Here is an 18,787-nt window from a genome sequence, read left to right on the forward strand (position 1 = left end):
ACCTTAACTAACAAATTATAAACTTATTATTAAGCCTTACGAATTGTAAGGCTTTTTTATTATTTTCAGCAAAATTTTTGATTTTACTTGATTATGTTTAGACCTATAAAGGTTGTTTTTTGTTTTTCCTCCCTTGTGTTTTGCGTACAGCAAGCGTATAGTCAACAATCTAAATCTATTTCCGGATTTGTAAGGGACAGTATCAGTGGTGAAAATATTATTGGTGCTGTCATAAGGAATGATATGGAAAAGAAATCTACAGCTTCAAATAAATATGGATTTTTTAGTTTCTCGATCCGAGATGGGAGCAGACCTCTGGAAGTTTCGTCTGTTGGTTATAAGACAAAGGCCTTTTCTGTTCAATTTGATAGGGATTCAACGTATATTGTTCAGCTGGTTCCAGAGGAAAATCAACTAGCGGAAGTAACAGTGACAGGCAGTAGGCGAAAATCAATTAAAGATTTGACTCCCGGCCTTACCCAGTTCAGTCCAAAAGAAATTGAAAAAGTTCCTGTGCTTTTTGGAGAAAAAGATATTTTAAAAACTATTCAGTTATTTCCAGGAGTGACAGGTGGCGGAGAAGGAAGTAGCAATTTTTATGTGCGAGGTGGCGGTGGTGATCAAAATCTCATTTTACTGGATGAAGCCCCTGTTTACAACAGTTCCCATTTGTTTGGTTTCTTCTCGACATTTAATTCAGATGCAATTAAAGATGTCAATTTTTATAAAGGAGGTGTTCCTGCACAATATGGAGGTAAAATATCATCTGTAATGGAAATAACAACTCTAGATGGAAATAACCAGCATTTCAATGTAGAAGGGGGCTTGGGGCTTATCGCTTCAAGACTTAAAGTGGAGGGGCCAATCCAAAAGGGGAAGAGTTCATTTATGATCTCCGGCAGGCGTACTTATGCAGACCTTTTCTTAAAACTTTCAAATGATGAAAACATAAAGAAGAGCGCATTATTTTTTTACGACCTCAATGCAAAACTAAATTACCGGATCAATGATAAAAATACCCTTTATCTCTCAGGATATTTTGGCAAGGATGCCATGGCTTATCATGATTTGTTTGATTTCAATTGGGGAAATGCTACCGGCACAATGCGTTGGAACCATGTTTGGAACAATAGACTGTTCAGCAATACAACGCTCATTTTTAGCAAATTTAATTATCAGGTTAAAATTGAGGACGATAGCAATTTTAAAATTCGTTCTGATATCTATAATTACAATTTTAAACAAGACTTTCAATACAGCCTTTCTGACGGTCACAATTTAAAATTTGGATTACAGGGAGCATTACAAGAGGTCCGACCAGCAAGTATCGAAGCCGGCGAGGATTCGAAAGTGAATTCATTACAGATTCAACATCGAAAAGGTGCCGATGTAGCAGCTTATCTAACAGATGACTGGTCCGTCACAGACCGCGTAAAATTAAATTACGGGCTGCGGGCTTCTGCTTATGCCACTTTGGGGCCAGGAACTTTCTATGCATTCGATAATAATGGAGAGGTGGTAGACTCTACTTACGTGGGTAATAACAAAATGGCGAAAAAGTACTTTTATCTGGAACCTCGTGTATCGCTGAATTACGCTATCAGCAATTTAGCCACTTTAAAGGCATCTTTTAACACAAATGTTCAATATTTGCATCAATTGAGTAATACGACGAGCAGTCTGCCAACTGATCAATATGTATTGAGTAACAATACAATTAAGCCCCAGTTATCCAACCAGTATTCACTTGGCTACTTTCGGAATTTCGCCTCCAACAGATATGAATTCTCTGTGGAAGGTTATTATCGCGATTTGAAAAATCAGATCGATTATAGAAACGGAGCCGATTTGCAGGCAAATGAATTGTTGGAAGGAGAATTGTTGTTTGGAAAAGGTCGAGCTTACGGAATCGAATGGTTCCTAAAAAAGAGATTAGGACGATTCAGTGGTTGGCTTAGTTATACTTTATCGAAAAGTGAAAGGCAATTCGAGCAGATCAATAATGGTGAATGGTTTAACGCTCGTCAGGATAAAACCCATAATATAGCCCTTGTAGGACAGTATCAACTAAATCCGAAGTGGAACCTTAGTGCTAATTTCGTTTATTATACAGGGGATGCCGTTACCATGCCTGCGGGTAAATATTTTGTTGACGACCGTGCAATTTTTTACTACGATAAAAGGAATGGCCAGCGGATGCCTGCTTATCACCGCCTAGATTTGGCAGCAACGTATGATATCAAGCGAACAAAGAATAGTTACTCCAGCTTATCTTTTGGGTTATACAATGCATATAATAGAAAAAATGCCTATTTGATTGACTTCAGAGAAAAAGAAGGGCAATCCAATGTCACTGAGATTTATCGAATAGCATTATTTGGGACTATACCATCGATTACTTGGAACTTTAAATTTTAAAAAAGAATGAAGAAGATATTGGGTGCCATCGTTGTTGCACTAGTCACACTATGGGGATGCGAAGATAAGATCGATCTGGAGTTGCCAGAAAATACAGGTCAGTTGGTTATCACAGCCGACCTAATGGTCTCGGATCAACAGCATGAAATTAGTATTCAAAAGGTCGTAAGCATCAAAGACTCTCTGTTTTCACCGATAACTGACGCGGAGGTGATCATTACAAATATGCAGAATAATCGCACTTACACCTTTTTAGCGGGGAAAGATGGCGTTTATACCAATAAGAGCTTGCGTTTACAAGAGAAGGTCACATACCAGTTGCAGGTACGGACAGCCGATGGAAGGGAAATCGTTGGAACATCAAAGGTGCCAAGTTATGTAGATGTAGATTCTATAGGGCTATCGGAGCGGGTTATATTTACAGACACAATTTATTACCCAACGCTTGTATTCATTGACCCACCAGAAAAAGGTAATTATTATAAGTATAAAATGTCGGTAAATAGTGGTAAATTACGGTTTATTGATGTTTTTAGCGATAAATTTAATAACGGGCTTGAAGTACAGCATGATATTATAGACCGCGACAGGGATCTAAAAGTTGGTGATCGGGTGCGTATTCTCCGTCAGTGTATCGATGTAGGGGCCTACAATTACTGGAATAGCTTTCAGATGATTAATCCTGGTGCGGCTTCACCGTCCAATCCTATTTCAAATCTGAGCAATAATGCGCTGGGTTATTTTAGTGTTAGTGTTGGTAAGTATTACGAATCCGAAGTCACTTTTGCCCGAGGTAAATCTTAATCTATTCTCGCAAGCTGATAGTTGTTTTTTAACAAAAACTCTATCGTTTTAGGTAGGGCATATTTGACACGGGGAATGGCTTTGATATTATCATGAAAAATGATAACAGAGCCATTTTTAATATTAGATAAAACGTTTTCTAGGCATTTTTGCGGACTCAAATTCAGATCGAAGTCGCCCGACATAATATCCCACATGATAACCCTATAGCTTTGATAGAGTTGTCGCAGTTGTGATTTTGTTGCTTTGGCATAAGGAGGACGAAAAAGATCGGTCTGTGTCAGTTCCTGACATTGCGCAACATTGATCAAATATTGTTCATCATTTGTTTCCCAGCCTTTAAGGTGATTGTAAGTATGGTTGCCTACCTGATGTCCTTCAGCTAAAATTCGTTGAAACAAATGTGGATTTTTTTTAATATTTTCACCAACACAAAAAAATGTTGCCTTTGCCTGATATTTTTTTAGGATATCGAGTATAAAAGGTGTAATTTCAGGAATTGGACCATCATCAAATGTAAGGTAGACTTTTTTATCATGGCGTGGCATATGCCATATTGATTTGGAATATAGCCATCTTAGGAAGAATGGAGATTTGACAAAATACATAACCGATAAATGAAGATCAAATCTAAAGAAAAAATGTATGGTTCTACATATGGACATGAAAAGATTTTATTATTCTGCAGTAATATTTACTGGATTACTTTTAGGAACTAATGACTTGGTTCGCGCGCAACAGGTGGTTGGGGTGGCTGATGCTATTCGTATGACCCTGGAACGCAATGTACAAATTAAACAAGCGGAATTGAATAAAGATTTAGCTGCTCAAGATGTATTTCAAGCGAAAAGCAATCTCTTACCAGACCTAAGTGCCTCCGTGGATCAAAGTTTCCGTTATGGTTTTGGTTTCGATTTAACTTCCGGACGAATTGTCAATAACACCTGGACGAAAGGAACTAGTGGCTCAGTGGGATCGAGTTTCAATTTATTTCAGGGTTTTCAACAGGTCAATCTGATAAAAGCAAATAAATTGCAGTTAGAGTCCACAGCGACGCAGGTAGACAAGATAAAAAATGATCTAATTCTAAATGTATTAGTGAATTATTTGGAAGCTATTACCAATCATGAAATGATGGTTGCCAGTGAGGATCAGATCGCTTTATCAAAGCAACAATTCTCTTTGGATTCCATTCAGTTTGCAGTCGGAAATAAAACTATTGCTGATCTTGCGAAATCGAAAAATCAGGTCGCTACGAATGAATTGAACAAAGTGAATTTGAAGAATTCATATGAAATGTCTTTGTTGACCTTAAAGCAATTGATGGAGATGCCACCTGAAACCGCAATTTCTTTAGAACGTCCGAACTTAGAATCGGTATTGGTTCATGCTGAGGATAAAAATGCGGTCGATATATACCAAAAGGCTTTAACATTGCAGCCTGATATCCGCAAGTCGTCCCTGGATAAAGAGGTGGCATTAAAGCAAATAGACATAGCAAAAGGCGGGTATTATCCTACAGTCAATTTGAATGTAAGTTATGGTACAAATTATTCTTCTGCAACAACTAGACAGACGGATCCATTGGATCCCGCAACCTTATTTAGGGTGCCTTTTGGTCAACAATTATCCGATAACAAATCTTTCTTTACAGGTTTATCTCTCGCCGTTCCAATTTTTTCTAGGAATCAGAATAGAGTGAATGTTGCTAAAGCAAAGATTGGTTTTAAGCAAGCTGAAGCTAGTGAGCAATTAGCAAAGAATAACTTGAATAAAGCGGTTAATCAGGCTGTGCTCGATGTGAATGCGGCTAAACAGCGATACAGCTCCGCCACTGTGGCATTTGAGAGCGCTGAGACAGCATTTAAGGCGACCAAGGAACGCTATGATATAGGCATGGCTAATTCGCTTGAATTATTCACCGCGCAAACTGAACGAAATAAGGCTGAATTTGATCTTATCCAAGCAAAATATAATGTAATATTCCGATCAAAGATCATCGATTATTACATTGGAAATCCAATTCAATTCGATAACAATTAACCTATTTGATCCAACAAAAGAAATGGCAAAGAAAAAACGTAGCATAGGAAAAATTATATTGATCATTGTCGTACTCCTGGCAATCCTTGGCTTTATCGGTTTTAAAGTCGGATGGTTTGGTAAAGGAGATATTACTAAAGTCGCCGTGGATGTGGTAAAGGAAGTGGATGTCGATGAGTTAGTTTCCGCAAGTGGAAAAATTCAACCGGAGGTGGAGGTGAAGTTAAGTTCCGAAGTGTCAGGCGAGGTGGTTGAACTTAATATAAAAGAAGGCGATTTAGTTAAAAAGGGGCAAGTTCTCTGCCGCATAAAACCCGATATCTTGCAGTCTGGCTATGATCGGTCTGTAGCAGCTATGAATTCACAGCGCGCTAATCTTGCAGCTGCACAACAACAATTAAAACAACAGGAAGAGAACTTTAAGAATGTTGCCGCTACATATAAACGGAATCAGGAACTTTTTGAAAAGCGTGTTATTTCTGCGGCGGAGATGGATAAAAGTTCAGCTGAATATTTCGCTGCACAGGCGTCTATTCAGGCGCAGCGAGAAACAGTACGTTCTACGAAATATGGTATTGACCAATCGCAAGCGTCGGTAAAGGAAGCGCAGGACAATTTAAATCGAACGACCATTTATGCGCCCTCTGACGGCATCATATCACTTTTATCTATCGAAAAAGGAGAACGTGTGGTGGGTACGGCACAGATGGCAGGTACGGAAATTATGCGCATAGCCAATATGAGTTCTATGGAGGTGAATGTTGATGTAAATGAAAATGACATCAATAATGTAAGAGTAGGCAATCAAGCTGAGATCGAAGTTGATGCTTTTAAGGACAGAAAGTTTAAAGGCGTAGTGACCGAAATTGCTAGTTCATCTAAAAACATAGCAACAACCACTGCGTCCACGTCGTCGACTGACCAGGTGACAAATTTTAATGTAAAGGTTCGTATCAGTGCAGAATCTTATCAGGATTTGATGATAGAGAATGTTGCGTCTCCATTTAAACCGGGGCTTTCTGCAACTGTTCAGATATTTACAAAACATGCTAGAGGATTGGTCGTTCCCATTCAATCGGTGACTGTACGCTCTGATGACAAAGATTCTACAACTACCAATAAGAAAGTTGAAGAGTATGTATTTGTTTTAAAAGATAAAGCGGTTAAACAAGTTTTAGTGAAAACAGGGATTCAAGATGATAAAAACATCATAGTCATTTCTGGATTAAAAAAAGGAGATGAGGTTGTTTCTAGACCATTTGATGCCATTTCAAAGACTTTAAAGAATGGTAGCCAAGTGGAGAAAGTGGATAAATCTAAATTGTAAATCTCTTTGTAGATAATAACTGTTGAAAAGGAGGTTTTTAATTTTAATAACCTCCTTTTTATTTTCCTTATAATTTATTAAATTTAAAAACCCAATTATCAGCGGCTTATGAAGAGGCTATTGACGTATTTTAAATTTAATAAAACAGAGCAAAATGGGTTTTTCATAATTTTGGTGATTATCGTATTGTTTTTCACAATCTATGCCTTGCTTAAAAGCAACACAATTGATACAATTCCAAATCAGGCCAAGCTATTTGAACAATCCTTTCATGACTCTCTTGAGCTCTCAAGTTCGACAAAACAAGAGGTGGGAAATTCAGCCTATTTAACTAATAATGAAAGAGAGTTGTCAGTAAATCCAAATACTGTTTTGGATGATAGTAAACTATTCTACTTCGACCCAAATGATTTACCGCATGCCGATTGGCATAAATTGGGGCTTTCTGATAAACAGATTGCGGTATTGAAAAACTACGAAAATAAAGGAGGACGATTTAGACAAAAGACCGATCTAAAAAAAATCTATTCCATTAATGATCGACTTTACAGGCGACTGGAACCCTATATCCGCATAAAAACAATTCCCGATACGGCAATAACCAAACAGCAAAAAAGAACGTCTTTGTTGTATGATAAATTCGAAAGGAATACAGCTGAACTTATTGATATAAATACCTGTGACACTACGGCTTTGATGACTCTTAAAGGGATAGGTTCAGTTCTGTCCAAACGCATTCTGAAATATAAAGATGTACTGGGAGGATTCTGCCGTATTGAACAGTTAAAAGAAGTTTATGGTGTTCCAGCAGAAACTTATGATCTCATTAAAGACTATATTGTTGTGTCAAGTTTAGATGAAATCAAAAAAATCAATATTAATAAGGTCGATGCAGCTTCATTGGCCAAACATCCGTATCTTAGCGCCAAAGATGCGAAACTGATCATTAATTATCGGGATCAGCATGGAAATTATGTTAATATAGAGGATCTGACAAAAATAGGAACGCTTTCAGATTTAGCTATTGCCAAGATCGCACCTTATTTAATATTTGAAAATGATTCAAGATAAATTGAAACTGGAAATCCGGGATATTGTGGATTTTCCTAAACCTGGTATTGTGTTTAAAGATATCACACCTTTATTGAAAGATGCGGCACTGTGCAGTGAAATGATTGATTCGATTGTTGATCAATTACAAGGTGTAGAGATCGATGCGATTGCTGGAATTGAGAGCCGTGGATTTCTATTTGGTTTTTTACTGGCAAACAGATTAGGCTTACCTTTTATTCCAATTAGAAAGCAAGGCAAATTACCTTTTAAGACAGTATCTGAGTCTTATGCACTGGAATATGGTCAGGCGACGATTGAAATTCATGAAGATGCATTCAAAAAAGGAAGCCGAATATTGGTTCATGATGATCTGTTGGCTACAGGCGGAACAGTTGTTGCAGCTAGTAAGCTTATTGAAACATTGGGAGGAGAGATTGTCGCTTATAGCTTTATTATCTCTTTAGACTTTTTAAAAGCGAAAGGTAGATTATCCAGGTTTAGCGACAACATCTATTCATTGGTGAGCTATTAATTTTGAAATATAGAATCTAGATAAACTCAAATGATACTTTTTGCAAACGCAAAAATAAATATTGGACTGCAAGTAATTGCGAGGCGCCCAGATGGCTATCACGAGCTGAATAGTGTTCTTTACCCGTTGCCAATTTACGACATTATCGAACTATTAGAGATTGACTCGGCGGAAACTATATTAAATATGCAAGGAGAACATATTCCAGGAAATCGTGTTGACAATCTTTGTTTAAGAGCTTTTCTATTGCTAAAAGAGGATCATGATATTTCAAGTGTTTCGATCGATTTGATCAAACAAATTCCAATTGGAGCGGGATTGGGTGGAGGTTCTGCAGATGCATCTTTTGTGTTAAAGGGACTTAATACGCTTTTCCACCTGAATCTCAGCAATGAGCAGCTAGAAGGTTATGCGGCCAGACTTGGAGCCGACTGTCCTTTTTTTGTTGCGAATAATCCAGTTTTTGCAACAGGTATAGGTAGTGATTTTAAGCCTTTGGATTTGAACCTTGATGCCTATCATATTGCGGTAATCATGCCTAATATCCATATTTCCACTGCTGAAGCCTATGCAGGTGTACAACCTAAGATACCCGAAATTAATTTGGAAGAAGCAATACGTCTTCCTATTCAGGAATGGAAGTTTCACATTCGGAATGATTTTGAGGATGGTATATTTGAGCGTTATCCATTGTTGAAGGAAATTAAAGAAGCTTTATATCAAAAAGGTGCAGTGTATGCTTCCATGTCTGGATCAGGAGCGGCTATTTATGGTATATTTTGGGATAAGACTGATTTAAGCGAATTTGTTAGGTATGGTAAAATATATCATCCCTCCAAGATTTAGTTACTGCCGCATTCCATGTATTTAATGTGAGATTTCCTAATACTCTTCTTCCACTTTGTAGTTCAAGAGTTCATGAGCCTCATTTAAAACTTTTTCTTTACGCTCTCTTGCGAGGTTTAAGAGGTCAAGTTTTTCAGGATTGTTGACAAGGTCTTTTACCAAAATTAGCTGGTTTTTGAGTAGTTGCTGCTCTTCAGTGTCAGAAAGTGTTGTTAGGCATGTAATCGGATAGAAGACAGCTTTGTCTACTCTTTTTTTAATACTATTATCTTTGGGATAATCCCACGATAACAAGTTAATTTGATAGTATTTGGCAAAATCAATCGAATCGGAGGTAAAGTACGCATTTGTGATTAGCCATCCTTCATGAAACTGCAGCTGTTTTCCAAAGAACTGATAATTGATATTGCTGATATCTTTAAATCTGGACAGGTAATACATCGGAGTTGTCACCGAAATTCTAGCGTCAATATCATTGCGAAACTTGCATTCTGCAGTAATTAATTTTCCATCTTTATATGCTACGACATCTAATTCATGTGAAACAGCATGCCCTTGCACGGTTTGTCCGGTCGTGCTTTTGTAGCCCATTGACTGTAAAAGGTGCGCAATGTATTTTTCGAAATAAAAGCCCTCTGGTCCGAGTTCTCGAAGTGCCTTCTTTAAACTATAGCGAGCTGCATAGGAGGCTCGAACAGTTTTCAAAGTGTCAAATGCAAGCTGATAGAGCTCTCTAGTTGAAATTCCATCATATATTTCGTTGAGAACCTTATCGTAAACTTGATTGACCTCATCCGCATTGGCACCAGAACGATTAAGCGATTTGCGTAAAGCTTCACCGTTGAAAGGTACTATTTCACCTGAATATTTTTTGATTTGCATGTGTTTGAAATTTCTAAATACGAATATAAGAGTTGTTGTTGGAGAAACAACATAAAATCTATATCCTATTCTTAAACTTTTTTGGACTGTCATTTGTTTATATGATAATATACTTAAAACATAGAGAATTATGAGTAACCTACTAACATTTGCATTTGACAAGATCAAGACGAAAATAGAAGACGATTGCATCGAAGAAAATATTGGTACCTCTGAACGGGTTTTATCGGTCATTGCAGGGGGCTTTATTTTAGGTATGGGTGTCAAAAAACTAATCAAATCGCCATTGACGGGATTTTCTGGATTAACACTTGGCGGAGTTTTAATTTACCGAGGAGTGACTGGTCATTGTGATGTGAAAAAAGTTTTGGAAGACAAGGACATCAAAAAAGTGGAGGTAATTGAACATCGCTATTTTGTAAAATAGCCAGTGTTTATCGAAGCTCATCCCAATTAAGCTATTTAGATACGCATGACAGAATTTTAGCGGTCATGTAAGCGCGTTTTCAAATTATGGTAACATGGTCGATATCGCCTTAAGGTGGTATAAATTTGGGTGTATGGTATAATGCTCCATCAGACGTGCGCGAATGTACATTCGATTAGCTTGCCGTGTAGTGTGAAATAATACCTTTTGTAAAGGTGGGGTGATAAAAACAAAAATAGGCAGTAAANNTTTACTGCCTATTTTTGTTTTTTGACTCTAAAACGCATGCGCATTACACGTTGAAGCGGAAGTGCATTATATCACCATCTTGGACAATATATGTTTTTCCTTCTACGGATAATTTTCCAGCTTCCTTCACTGCACTCTCCGATCCGAGTGTGACGAAATCGTAGTACTTGATTACCTCAGCACGGATAAATCCCTTTTCGAAATCGGTATGTATAACACCGGCAGCTTGAGGAGCTGTAAAGCCATTTTCGATTGTCCACGCACGAACCTCCTGTACGCCAGCTGTAAAATACGTCGCTAAATTTAAGAGAGAATACGCAGCACGGATCAACTTGTGCACACCAGATTCTTCCAAACCTAGATCGTCCAAGAACATCTTGCGTTCTTCATAGCTTTCCAGTTGAGCAATTTCTGATTCGATCTGCGCAGAAATCACCAATACTTCAGCTTTTTCGTCTTTAACAGCCTCTTTAACCCGTTCTACATAAGCATTTCCTGTATTGACTGATCCTTCGTCCACGTTGCATACGTAAAGTACAGGTTTGGCTGTCAACAGCGCTAGATCCTGTATAAACTCGAAATCTTCCTCGTCGATCGCTGCCGTACGTGCAGATTTTCCGGCTTCGAGATGATCTTTCACAATTGATAATATATCAAATGTTCTTTTTGCATCCTTATCCCCACCTGTTTTGGCCATTTTCTCAACCTTTTGAATACGTTTTACAACCGTATCCAGATCCTTAAGTTGTAGTTCAGTGTCGATGATTTCTTTATCTCTGATAGGGTCTACAGAACCATCGACGTGAATGACATTACCATCGTCAAAACATCTTAAAACATGTATAATCGCATTTGTCGTACGAATGTTTCCTAGGAACTGGTTGCCTAAGCCTTCCCCTTTTGATGCTCCTTTAACAAGACCGGCGATATCGACGATTTCTATTGTATTTGGAACAATTCGTTGTGGGTTGACTAATTCAGCTAATTTATTAAGACGGGCATCCGGTACGGTAATAACCCCAACATTTGGTTCAATTGTACAAAATGGAAAGTTTGCTGCCTGCGCTTTCGCGTTCGACAAACAGTTAAATAATGTTGATTTACCGACGTTTGGTAAACCCACGATACCGCATTGTAAAGCCATATATAGTGCAAATTTTTGAAATTCCACAAAGATAGAAAATTCACTGTAATTTTTAGCTATCTTGTCACATGGTTCATTGGTACAAAATTGAACACGCCGAAATTCTAAAAAAACATGGTGTTAGCGAGCATAAATTCGGAGGGAAAATTATTTGTATTACTTGGTTCGAAAATCAAATCTATGCTTTCTCTCGAAAATGTCCACATGCTGGCGCCATGTTGAAAAATGGCTGGTGTGAGCGAGGAAAAATAATCTGTCCTTTTCATCGCCATGAATTCGACCTTGCGACGGGAAAGGGGAATCCGGAACAGCATAATTTTATACATGTATATCCTATAAAAATGGAGGATAACGAGTATTTTGTTGGGTTGGAGATCGGTTTTTGGAAAGGTTTATTTACTTAGAAAGTAACGAAAATATCATATCTCGCCGCGTGAATCGTATATCTAGCCAGTAAATAAGTATATTTGCTTCCGAAAACAAATTAAAGACATGCAGGGGAAAAAGATTGGTATAATTGGTAGCGGAAGCTGGGCTACAGCTATGATCAAGATGCTATGCGAAAATGACCAAGATAAACATATTTTTTGGTGGGTTAGAAAAGGGGAGGACGCAGAATACATCCAGAAGTTTAAGCATAATCCTACGTATTTGAGCAGCGTATCAGTTGACCTTAACATTACTACGATTGATACTGATGCGAAAAATGTGATTGCGAATTCAGATATAGTGATTTTGAATACTCCCGCTGCTTATTTGAAAGATGCATTAGCAAATGTCACCAAGGAAGACTTCAGTGATAAAATTGTTGTTTCGGCTATCAAAGGGATTATTCCTAAAGATAATTTGATTATCGGTGAGTTTTTGGAGCAGCGCTATTCGGTTAATATAGACCAGATCTGTGTGGTGGGAGGTCCTTGCCATGCCGAGGAGGTGGCCTTAGGTAAATTGTCTTATTTAACTTTCGGATGTAAAAATCTAGATAGTGCGGCTTTGGTGGCCTCGTTTTTATCCTCACGTGTTATCAAAACCATTTTGTCTGTCGATGTACTTGGAATTGAGTTTGGAGCAGTATTAAAAAATATTTATGCTTTGGCTGGAGGTATTTGTCATGGATTAGGCTATGGTGATAATTTTCAGGCTGTATTGGTGTCCAATGCAATCCGAGAAATGCGGCGGTTTGTTGGCAAAGTGGATGGTGATACCTCACGTGATGTAAATACATCGGCCTATTTGGGAGATCTTTTAGTAACAGCTTATTCTCAGTTCAGCAGAAATAGGACTTTTGGCAATATGATCGGAAAAGGGTATAGCGTACAGTCCGCGCAATTAGAAATGAATATGGTAGCTGAAGGGTATTATGCTTCTGCTTGTATTCAGGAATACGCCAAAAAATATGATGTTGAATTGCCTATATGTGATGCTGTACATCAAATTTTATATGAGCATCTTCCTTCGTCTAAAATTATTCAAGCTTTGAGCGAAAAATTAACATAAAAATTTTGTAAGAAAATAGATGATAAAAAAAGAAGCAATTGCTTTAGCTTATAAAGAAATTCAGGATGAAATATGCCGGGCGCTGGAAGAATTAGATGGATCGGCGCGTTTTGAAGAGGAGCTGTGGGAGAGAGAAGGCGGCGGGGGCGGTCGTACTAGAATTATTCAAAATGGTCGTATTTTAGAAAAAGGCGGGGTTAATTTTTCTGCTGTCTATGGGAAGTTGCCTGAAACGCTTAAAACATCGTTCGGAGTAAATGAAGATGACTTTTTTGCTACAGGTGTCTCGATTGTGATTCATCCCAATAATCCATTGGTGCCGATTATACACATGAATATTCGCTATTTTGAGCTAAACGATCAGATTCGTTGGTTCGGCGGAGGAATAGACCTGACACCGCACTATGTTGATGAAACAGATGCCCGTTATTTCCATCAACAACTAAAGGCGGTATGCGATAAGCACGATAATACATTTTACGGTAAATTTAAGAAATGGGCCGACGACTATTTCTATATTCGTCATCGACAAGAAACGCGCGGTGTGGGCGGTGTCTTTTATGACAAGTTAAATACTGAAAATACAGGGCTTAGTATGGATGAGATTTTTGCTTTTTCATGTGATCTCGGCCGCACTTTTGCGCCGACCTACACAACACTAGTTGAAAAGAACCAGCATAAAACTTTTACCGAACAACAAAAAAACTGGCAGCTAATACGTCGCGGTCGTTATGTAGAATTTAACCTTGTATGGGACTCGGGTACTAAATTTGGGTTAGAAACGAATGGACGTATAGAGTCGATATTGATGAGTTTACCAGCCCAAGCCAATTGGGCATATGATTATCGTCCTGAAGCCGGCTCCGAAGAAGCCAAGACCTTATCTTTATTACGAAAAGGTATTAACTGGATTTAAAAACGCCGAAAAAAATTAGATGGTTTCTTATCAAAAATTTATATTAGAAAACGGGCTCCGTGTTTTGGTTCACGAGGACCACAATACGGCTATGGCTTGTGTCAACATGTTATACGATGTGGGTGCACGGGACGAGTCGCCAGAGCAAACCGGATTCGCCCATTTATTTGAGCACCTGATGTTTGGTGGAAGTATCAATATTCCTAATTTTGATACTGAATTGCAAAAAGTTGGAGGAGAGAATAATGCTTTCACAAGCAACGATATCACCAATTATTACATCACATTGCCCTCATCAAATCTAGAGACAGCGTTGTGGTTAGAGTCGGACCGGATGTTGAGTTTGGCTTTTTCAGCACAAAGTCTCGAAGTACAACGGAATGTAGTGATCGAAGAGTTTAAGCAGCGTTACTTGAATCAACCTTATGGGGATGCATGGCTTAAGTTGCGACCCTTAGCTTATCAGGTACATCCGTATCGCTGGGCAACGATCGGCAAGGAATTGAGTCATATCGAAGAAGCTACAATGGAAGATGTGAAAGCGTTTTTCAAATTACATTACAATCCGCAGAATGCAATAATGGTTGTTTCTGGTGATGTACATTTTGAAGAAGTTAAGTTTTTAACCCAAAAATGGTTTGGTGATATTGAACCTGGTATAAAATATAATCGTCAATTGCCGAAAGAACCAGAACAGCAGGAAATGCGGCGTGAAACTATTTGGGCAGAGGTACCTCTTGATGCACTCTACATGGCATTTCACGGGCCAGCACGATTGGAAGAAGGTTATTTTGCCATGGATCTTTTATCAGATATTTTATCTCGAGGTTCTTCTTCTCGTTTGTATCGACGGTTGGTTAAAGAGGGGCAGTTATTTAGTGAGATAAATGCTTATGTGATGGGAAGCATAGATAGTAACCTTTTTGTTATAGAAGGGAAGCCAACTGCGGGCGTTTCGCTTGACGAAGCTGAGCGGGCGGTGTGGTCTGAATTGGAGATTATAAAATCCGAATTAGTACCTATGAAGGAATTGGAAAAGGTGAAAAATAAAATCGAATCGACCAATGTCTTTGCGGAGTTGTCCATTTTGGATAAAGCAATGAATTTAGCTTACCATGAGTTGCTAGGCGATGCAGATGGTATCAACACTGAGGTCTCGAAATACCTATTGGTAAGTGCCGAGGAGGTTCAACGCCAGGCACAAGCAATTTTTAGACCCGAGAATGCTTCGATATTACTATATAAATCAAAAATGGAGGAGGCTATATATGTTGGATAGAACGCAAGGACCTGTGTTTCGTGAAATTGGAAACATCAGTTTAAAAGAACCGATAAAGAAACAATTTGGAAACGGTTTGCCAGTTTATATTTTCCAGTCGCCTGAGCAAGAGTTGGTGCGTATCGAATGGATTTTTGACAATGCCTATCTTGATGGACAGACAGAGAACCCTTTGTTAAATAGTGCTTTAAGTGCTTTACTTAAAGAGGGGACCAACTCAATGTCCAGTGCAGAGATTGCGGATAAAGTGGATTTTTATGGAGCATTTCTAGTTCCTGAATACTCTTTTGACGTGACTTCTCTATCCCTTTATACTTTGAATAGACATAGTCAAGTACTTCTACCTCTTGTAAAAGATATTCTTACGGAGGCATCGATACCACAGCAGGAGCTGGATACCTATTTACGTAACAACAAACAGAAGTTTCAAGTTTCTATTCAGAAAAATGATTATCTGGCGCGGCGTAAATTCTATAACCTGATCTTCGGTACGGGTAATCGCTATGGACGGACGCCGAAGCTAGAAGATTATGACACGATTACGCGCATGCAATTAATGGAGTTGTACCGGAAAGAAATTGTACCTGGCAATTGCACGTTAATTGTTTCTGGAAACGTTTCCGATGAGCTTTTGCAAGAACTCGAGCAGATTTTTGGAGAGGAGTGGTACGGGGCGCCTTTGATTTCCGTAGAAAAACCTGTGTTGATTCAAGGTTCCTCTGAACTAGCCTATGAGGAGAAAGATAGCGCCTTGCAGTCGTCGATTCGCTTAGGTTGTCAAACCATTTCAAGAACACATCCTGATTATCCTGCACTACAGTTTGTTAATACCCTGTTAGGAGGCTTTTTTGGTTCTCGTCTCATGCGGAATATTCGAGAAGAAAAAGGCTATACCTATAGTATTGGTTCGGCCGTTGCTACCCTCAAACATACAGGGTTTATGACCATTGTAACCGAAGTTGGGGTGGATGTAACGCAAGCGACTTTGGAAGAGATTGAAAAAGAGATCAACTTGTTAAAAGCAAAATTGGCCTCTGAAGAGGAGGTGAATCTTGTTAAAACCTATATGGAAGGTTCGATGTTAGGATCATTGGAAAGTATCTTTTCGCATGCCGATAAGTTTAAAAGTGTATTGTTAAATGAGATGACGTTAACATATTATTCCTATTATATGGATCAGATTAGAAATATGTCGCCTGAGAAGGTGTATGATATTGCCAATAAATATTTGGACTTTAACGCAATGGTGAAAGTTGTTGTTGGTAAAATAAGCCAGGAAGAACCAGTTCATCAAGCGGTTGTAAATTAAATTTCTTAGACTACAAAAATCGAATACTACTTTGTATTTTTGGTTTTTGATAAAAAAGTGAACTATCCAGCATGGAATTAAAATTAAAAAGGCCATTGGTATTTTTCGATTTGGAAACTACAGGCGTTAATGTGGCGTCCGATCGTATTGTTGAAGTGTCATTTCTGAAAGTGATGCCCAGTGGGGAAGAAACAGTCTATACTAAGAAGATTAATCCCGAAATACCTATTCCGGCGGAATCCTCTTTTTTCCATGGCATCTATGATGAGGATGTGAAAGACGCTCCTAATTTTAAAGCAATAGCAGTAGAACTAGCTGCTTTTATTGCGGATGGAGATTTAGCGGGTTATAACTCCAATAAGTTTGATGTGCCAATGTTGATGGAGGAGTTTTTACGGGCTGGTGTTGACTTTTCATTGGAGGGTAGGGCATTTGTGGATGTTCAAAATATCTTTCATCAAATGGAACAAAGGACCTTGAAAGCTGCCTACAAGTTTTATTGCAATGAAAACCTCGAAAATGCACATACTGCTGAAGCGGATGTACGCGCAACTTACGAAGTTTTGAAAGCGCAGTTGACGAAGTATGAAGGTGCGGCTTTTGAAGATAAACATGGTGTGGTGTCTCATCCAGTCGTCAACGATGTGGAAGCTTTACATGCATTTACAAATTTAAGTAAGCCGGTGGATTTTGCCGGACGTCTTGTTTACAATGCCGACGGGTTGGAAACGATCAATTTTGGAAAACACAAAGGAAAACCAATTGTGGAGGTATTTGAGCAGGAGCCGAGCTACTATGCTTGGATGCAAAATGGAGATTTTCCATTGTATACCAAAAAAGTGCTAGAAAATATCTGGAATAGGTACAAAAAGGAGAAGAACGAGCAAAAAGCTAAAGCGGCTGTAGCTCATTCAGCGGAAGATAAAAAACTTGCGAAAAAAGAGTTCAACAAACAAAATGAGGAGGCGCCACAGAGCATTTCCTTGGACATGTTGAAAGGATTGCAAGATAAATTTAAAAAATAACTTTAATTAATAGCTTAGAAAAAGTATTATGGAATTCAAACAAGAAGTTGAGCATATACAGTGTTTGATTATTGGTTCGGGGCCAGCAGGCTATACTGCAGCGATTTATGCGGCACGTGCGGATATGAAACCAGTAGTTTATACCGGTATTGTTCCGGGAGGGCAATTGACACAAACCACTGAAGTGGACAATTTTCCAGGTTATCCAAAAGGTATTACGGGGCCGGTGATGATGGAAGATCTACGTGAACAAGCTGAGCGCTTTGGTACTTCAGTTCGTTTTGGATATGTTACAAAAGTCGATTTTACAGGGACCGTACACCGTGTCGAAATCGACGGAACTGTACAAGTTACCGCCGATACAGTGATTATCGCAACGGGAGCAACCGCAAAATGGTTAGGTCTGGAATCTGAACAAAAATATAATGGTTTTGGTGTTTCTGCATGTGCCGTTTGCGATGGATTTTTCTTTAAAAACCAGGAAGTTGCTATTGTTGGTGCTGGAGATACCGCCGCAGAAGAAGCTACATATCTCGCAAAATTATGCTCAAAAGTACATATGTTAGTGCGCCGAGATGAGTTCCGTGCTTCTAAAGCAATGGTTCACCGTGTGATGAATACGCCCAATATCGAAGTGCATTACAATTCTGAGGCAAAAGAGGTTTTAGGAGATGGTCAGGTGGTAACTGGAATTCGCGTTATTAACAATAAGGATCAATCTGAAAAAGACATAGAAGTGACAGGATTCTTTGTTGCAATAGGGCACAAGCCCAATACGGATCTTTTTACGGGAGTATTGGATATGGATGAAACAGGCTATTTGATCACCAAACCAGATAGTACTGCGACAAATATACCAGGAGTGTTTGCTTGTGGAGACGTTCAGGACAATGTCTTCCGTCAGGCTATCACCGCTGCGGGTACAGGTTGTATGGCAGCTTTGGAAGCTGAAAGATATCTAGCGGCTAAAGAAAGCGGCGAATAATCAAATTAAAATAAAAAGAAGCCTGCGTCAAGGAGGGCACTGAAAAAGTCT

The 18,787-nt window shown here is 38.7% G+C and carries 18 protein-coding genes; 15 read left to right on the top strand and 3 right to left on the bottom strand.

Annotated features, from left to right (window positions below):
• Positions 1-93: 93 nt before the first annotated feature.
• Positions 94-2,418 carry a TonB-dependent receptor gene (locus tag B2W36_RS08345; protein WP_293887405.1) on the top strand — a complete coding sequence of 775 codons (2,325 nt, stop codon included), beginning with the start codon at positions 94-96 and terminating at the stop codon, positions 2,416-2,418.
• A gap of 6 nt (positions 2,419-2,424) precedes the next feature.
• Entirely contained in the window at positions 2,425-3,222 is a 798-nt protein-coding gene (locus tag B2W36_RS08350; RefSeq protein WP_209579970.1) for a DUF4249 family protein, read from the top strand.
• Here the strand turns inward: B2W36_RS08350 and B2W36_RS08355 are convergent.
• Positions 3,219-3,770 carry a polysaccharide deacetylase family protein gene (locus B2W36_RS08355; RefSeq protein ID WP_349678859.1) on the bottom strand — a complete coding sequence of 184 codons (552 nt, stop codon included), beginning with the start codon at positions 3,768-3,770 and terminating at the stop codon, positions 3,219-3,221. The genes B2W36_RS08350 and B2W36_RS08355 overlap by 4 nt on opposite strands.
• Positions 3,771-3,885: 115 nt before the next feature.
• Between B2W36_RS08355 and B2W36_RS08360 the strand changes: the two genes are divergently transcribed.
• From B2W36_RS08360 to ispE, 5 genes are all read left to right on the top strand, one after another.
• Positions 3,886-5,265, top strand: a complete 1,380-nt coding sequence (locus B2W36_RS08360; RefSeq protein WP_293887407.1) for a TolC family protein — start codon at positions 3,886-3,888, stop codon at positions 5,263-5,265.
• A gap of 22 nt (positions 5,266-5,287) precedes the next feature.
• The gene (locus tag B2W36_RS08365; RefSeq protein ID WP_293887409.1) at positions 5,288-6,592 is read left to right on the top strand and encodes an efflux RND transporter periplasmic adaptor subunit; all 1,305 of its coding nucleotides are present in this window, start codon (positions 5,288-5,290) and stop codon (positions 6,590-6,592) included.
• A gap of 108 nt (positions 6,593-6,700) precedes the next feature.
• Positions 6,701-7,663 (top strand): helix-hairpin-helix domain-containing protein, encoded by a 963-nt coding sequence (locus B2W36_RS08370; protein ID WP_293887411.1) that lies wholly within the window; start codon positions 6,701-6,703, stop codon positions 7,661-7,663.
• Positions 7,650-8,177 carry an adenine phosphoribosyltransferase gene (locus B2W36_RS08375; RefSeq protein WP_293881402.1) on the top strand — a complete coding sequence of 176 codons (528 nt, stop codon included), beginning with the start codon at positions 7,650-7,652 and terminating at the stop codon, positions 8,175-8,177. The genes B2W36_RS08370 and B2W36_RS08375 overlap by 14 nt, the downstream gene beginning before the upstream one ends.
• Before the next feature lie 30 nt (positions 8,178-8,207).
• Positions 8,208-9,023: a 4-(cytidine 5'-diphospho)-2-C-methyl-D-erythritol kinase gene (ispE, locus tag B2W36_RS08380; protein ID WP_293887413.1), complete on the top strand. Its 816-nt coding sequence runs from the start codon at positions 8,208-8,210 to the stop codon at positions 9,021-9,023.
• A 36-nt stretch (positions 9,024-9,059) separates the two neighbouring features.
• On the opposite strand, the gene B2W36_RS08385 is transcribed toward ispE, so the two are convergent.
• The gene (locus B2W36_RS08385; protein ID WP_293887414.1) at positions 9,060-9,905 is read right to left on the bottom strand and encodes an ATP cone domain-containing protein; all 846 of its coding nucleotides are present in this window, start codon (positions 9,903-9,905) and stop codon (positions 9,060-9,062) included.
• A gap of 130 nt (positions 9,906-10,035) precedes the next feature.
• Between B2W36_RS08385 and B2W36_RS08390 the strand changes: the two genes are divergently transcribed.
• Complete coding sequence (locus B2W36_RS08390; RefSeq protein WP_293881408.1) at positions 10,036-10,332, top strand: YgaP family membrane protein; 297 nt, start codon at positions 10,036-10,038, stop codon at positions 10,330-10,332.
• Positions 10,333-10,624: 292 nt separating this feature from the next.
• Here the strand turns inward: B2W36_RS08390 and ychF are convergent, their stop codons facing one another.
• Positions 10,625-11,725 carry a redox-regulated ATPase YchF gene (ychF, locus tag B2W36_RS08395; RefSeq protein ID WP_293887415.1) on the bottom strand — a complete coding sequence of 367 codons (1,101 nt, stop codon included), beginning with the start codon at positions 11,723-11,725 and terminating at the stop codon, positions 10,625-10,627.
• 68 nt (positions 11,726-11,793) lie between these two features.
• Between ychF and B2W36_RS08400 the strand changes: the two genes are divergently transcribed.
• From B2W36_RS08400 to trxB, 7 genes are all read left to right on the top strand, one after another.
• Positions 11,794-12,129 (top strand): Rieske (2Fe-2S) protein, encoded by a 336-nt coding sequence (locus tag B2W36_RS08400; RefSeq protein ID WP_293881414.1) that lies wholly within the window; start codon positions 11,794-11,796, stop codon positions 12,127-12,129.
• An 88-nt stretch (positions 12,130-12,217) separates the two neighbouring features.
• A complete protein-coding gene (locus tag B2W36_RS08405; protein WP_293881416.1) occupies positions 12,218-13,222 on the top strand; it encodes an NAD(P)H-dependent glycerol-3-phosphate dehydrogenase in 1,005 nt (334 codons plus the stop codon).
• Positions 13,223-13,241: 19 nt separating this feature from the next.
• Positions 13,242-14,138: an oxygen-dependent coproporphyrinogen oxidase gene (hemF, locus tag B2W36_RS08410; protein ID WP_293887417.1), complete on the top strand. Its 897-nt coding sequence runs from the start codon at positions 13,242-13,244 to the stop codon at positions 14,136-14,138.
• A 19-nt stretch (positions 14,139-14,157) separates the two neighbouring features.
• Positions 14,158-15,417 carry a M16 family metallopeptidase gene (locus B2W36_RS08415; RefSeq protein ID WP_293887419.1) on the top strand — a complete coding sequence of 420 codons (1,260 nt, stop codon included), beginning with the start codon at positions 14,158-14,160 and terminating at the stop codon, positions 15,415-15,417.
• Positions 15,407-16,726: a M16 family metallopeptidase gene (locus B2W36_RS08420; protein WP_293887421.1), complete on the top strand. Its 1,320-nt coding sequence runs from the start codon at positions 15,407-15,409 to the stop codon at positions 16,724-16,726. Before B2W36_RS08415 ends, B2W36_RS08420 begins: the two co-directional genes overlap by 11 nt.
• Positions 16,727-16,797: 71 nt before the next feature.
• A complete protein-coding gene (locus B2W36_RS08425) occupies positions 16,798-17,751 on the top strand; it encodes a 3'-5' exonuclease (protein ID WP_293881424.1) in 954 nt (317 codons plus the stop codon).
• 28 nt (positions 17,752-17,779) lie between these two features.
• Complete coding sequence (trxB, locus tag B2W36_RS08430) at positions 17,780-18,736, top strand: thioredoxin-disulfide reductase (RefSeq protein ID WP_293881426.1); 957 nt, start codon at positions 17,780-17,782, stop codon at positions 18,734-18,736.
• The last annotated feature ends 51 nt before the right edge of the window (positions 18,737-18,787 follow it).

This window comes from Sphingobacterium sp. UBA3549 (genome assembly GCF_002376635.1).
Taxonomy (GTDB): domain Bacteria; phylum Bacteroidota; class Bacteroidia; order Sphingobacteriales; family Sphingobacteriaceae; genus Sphingobacterium.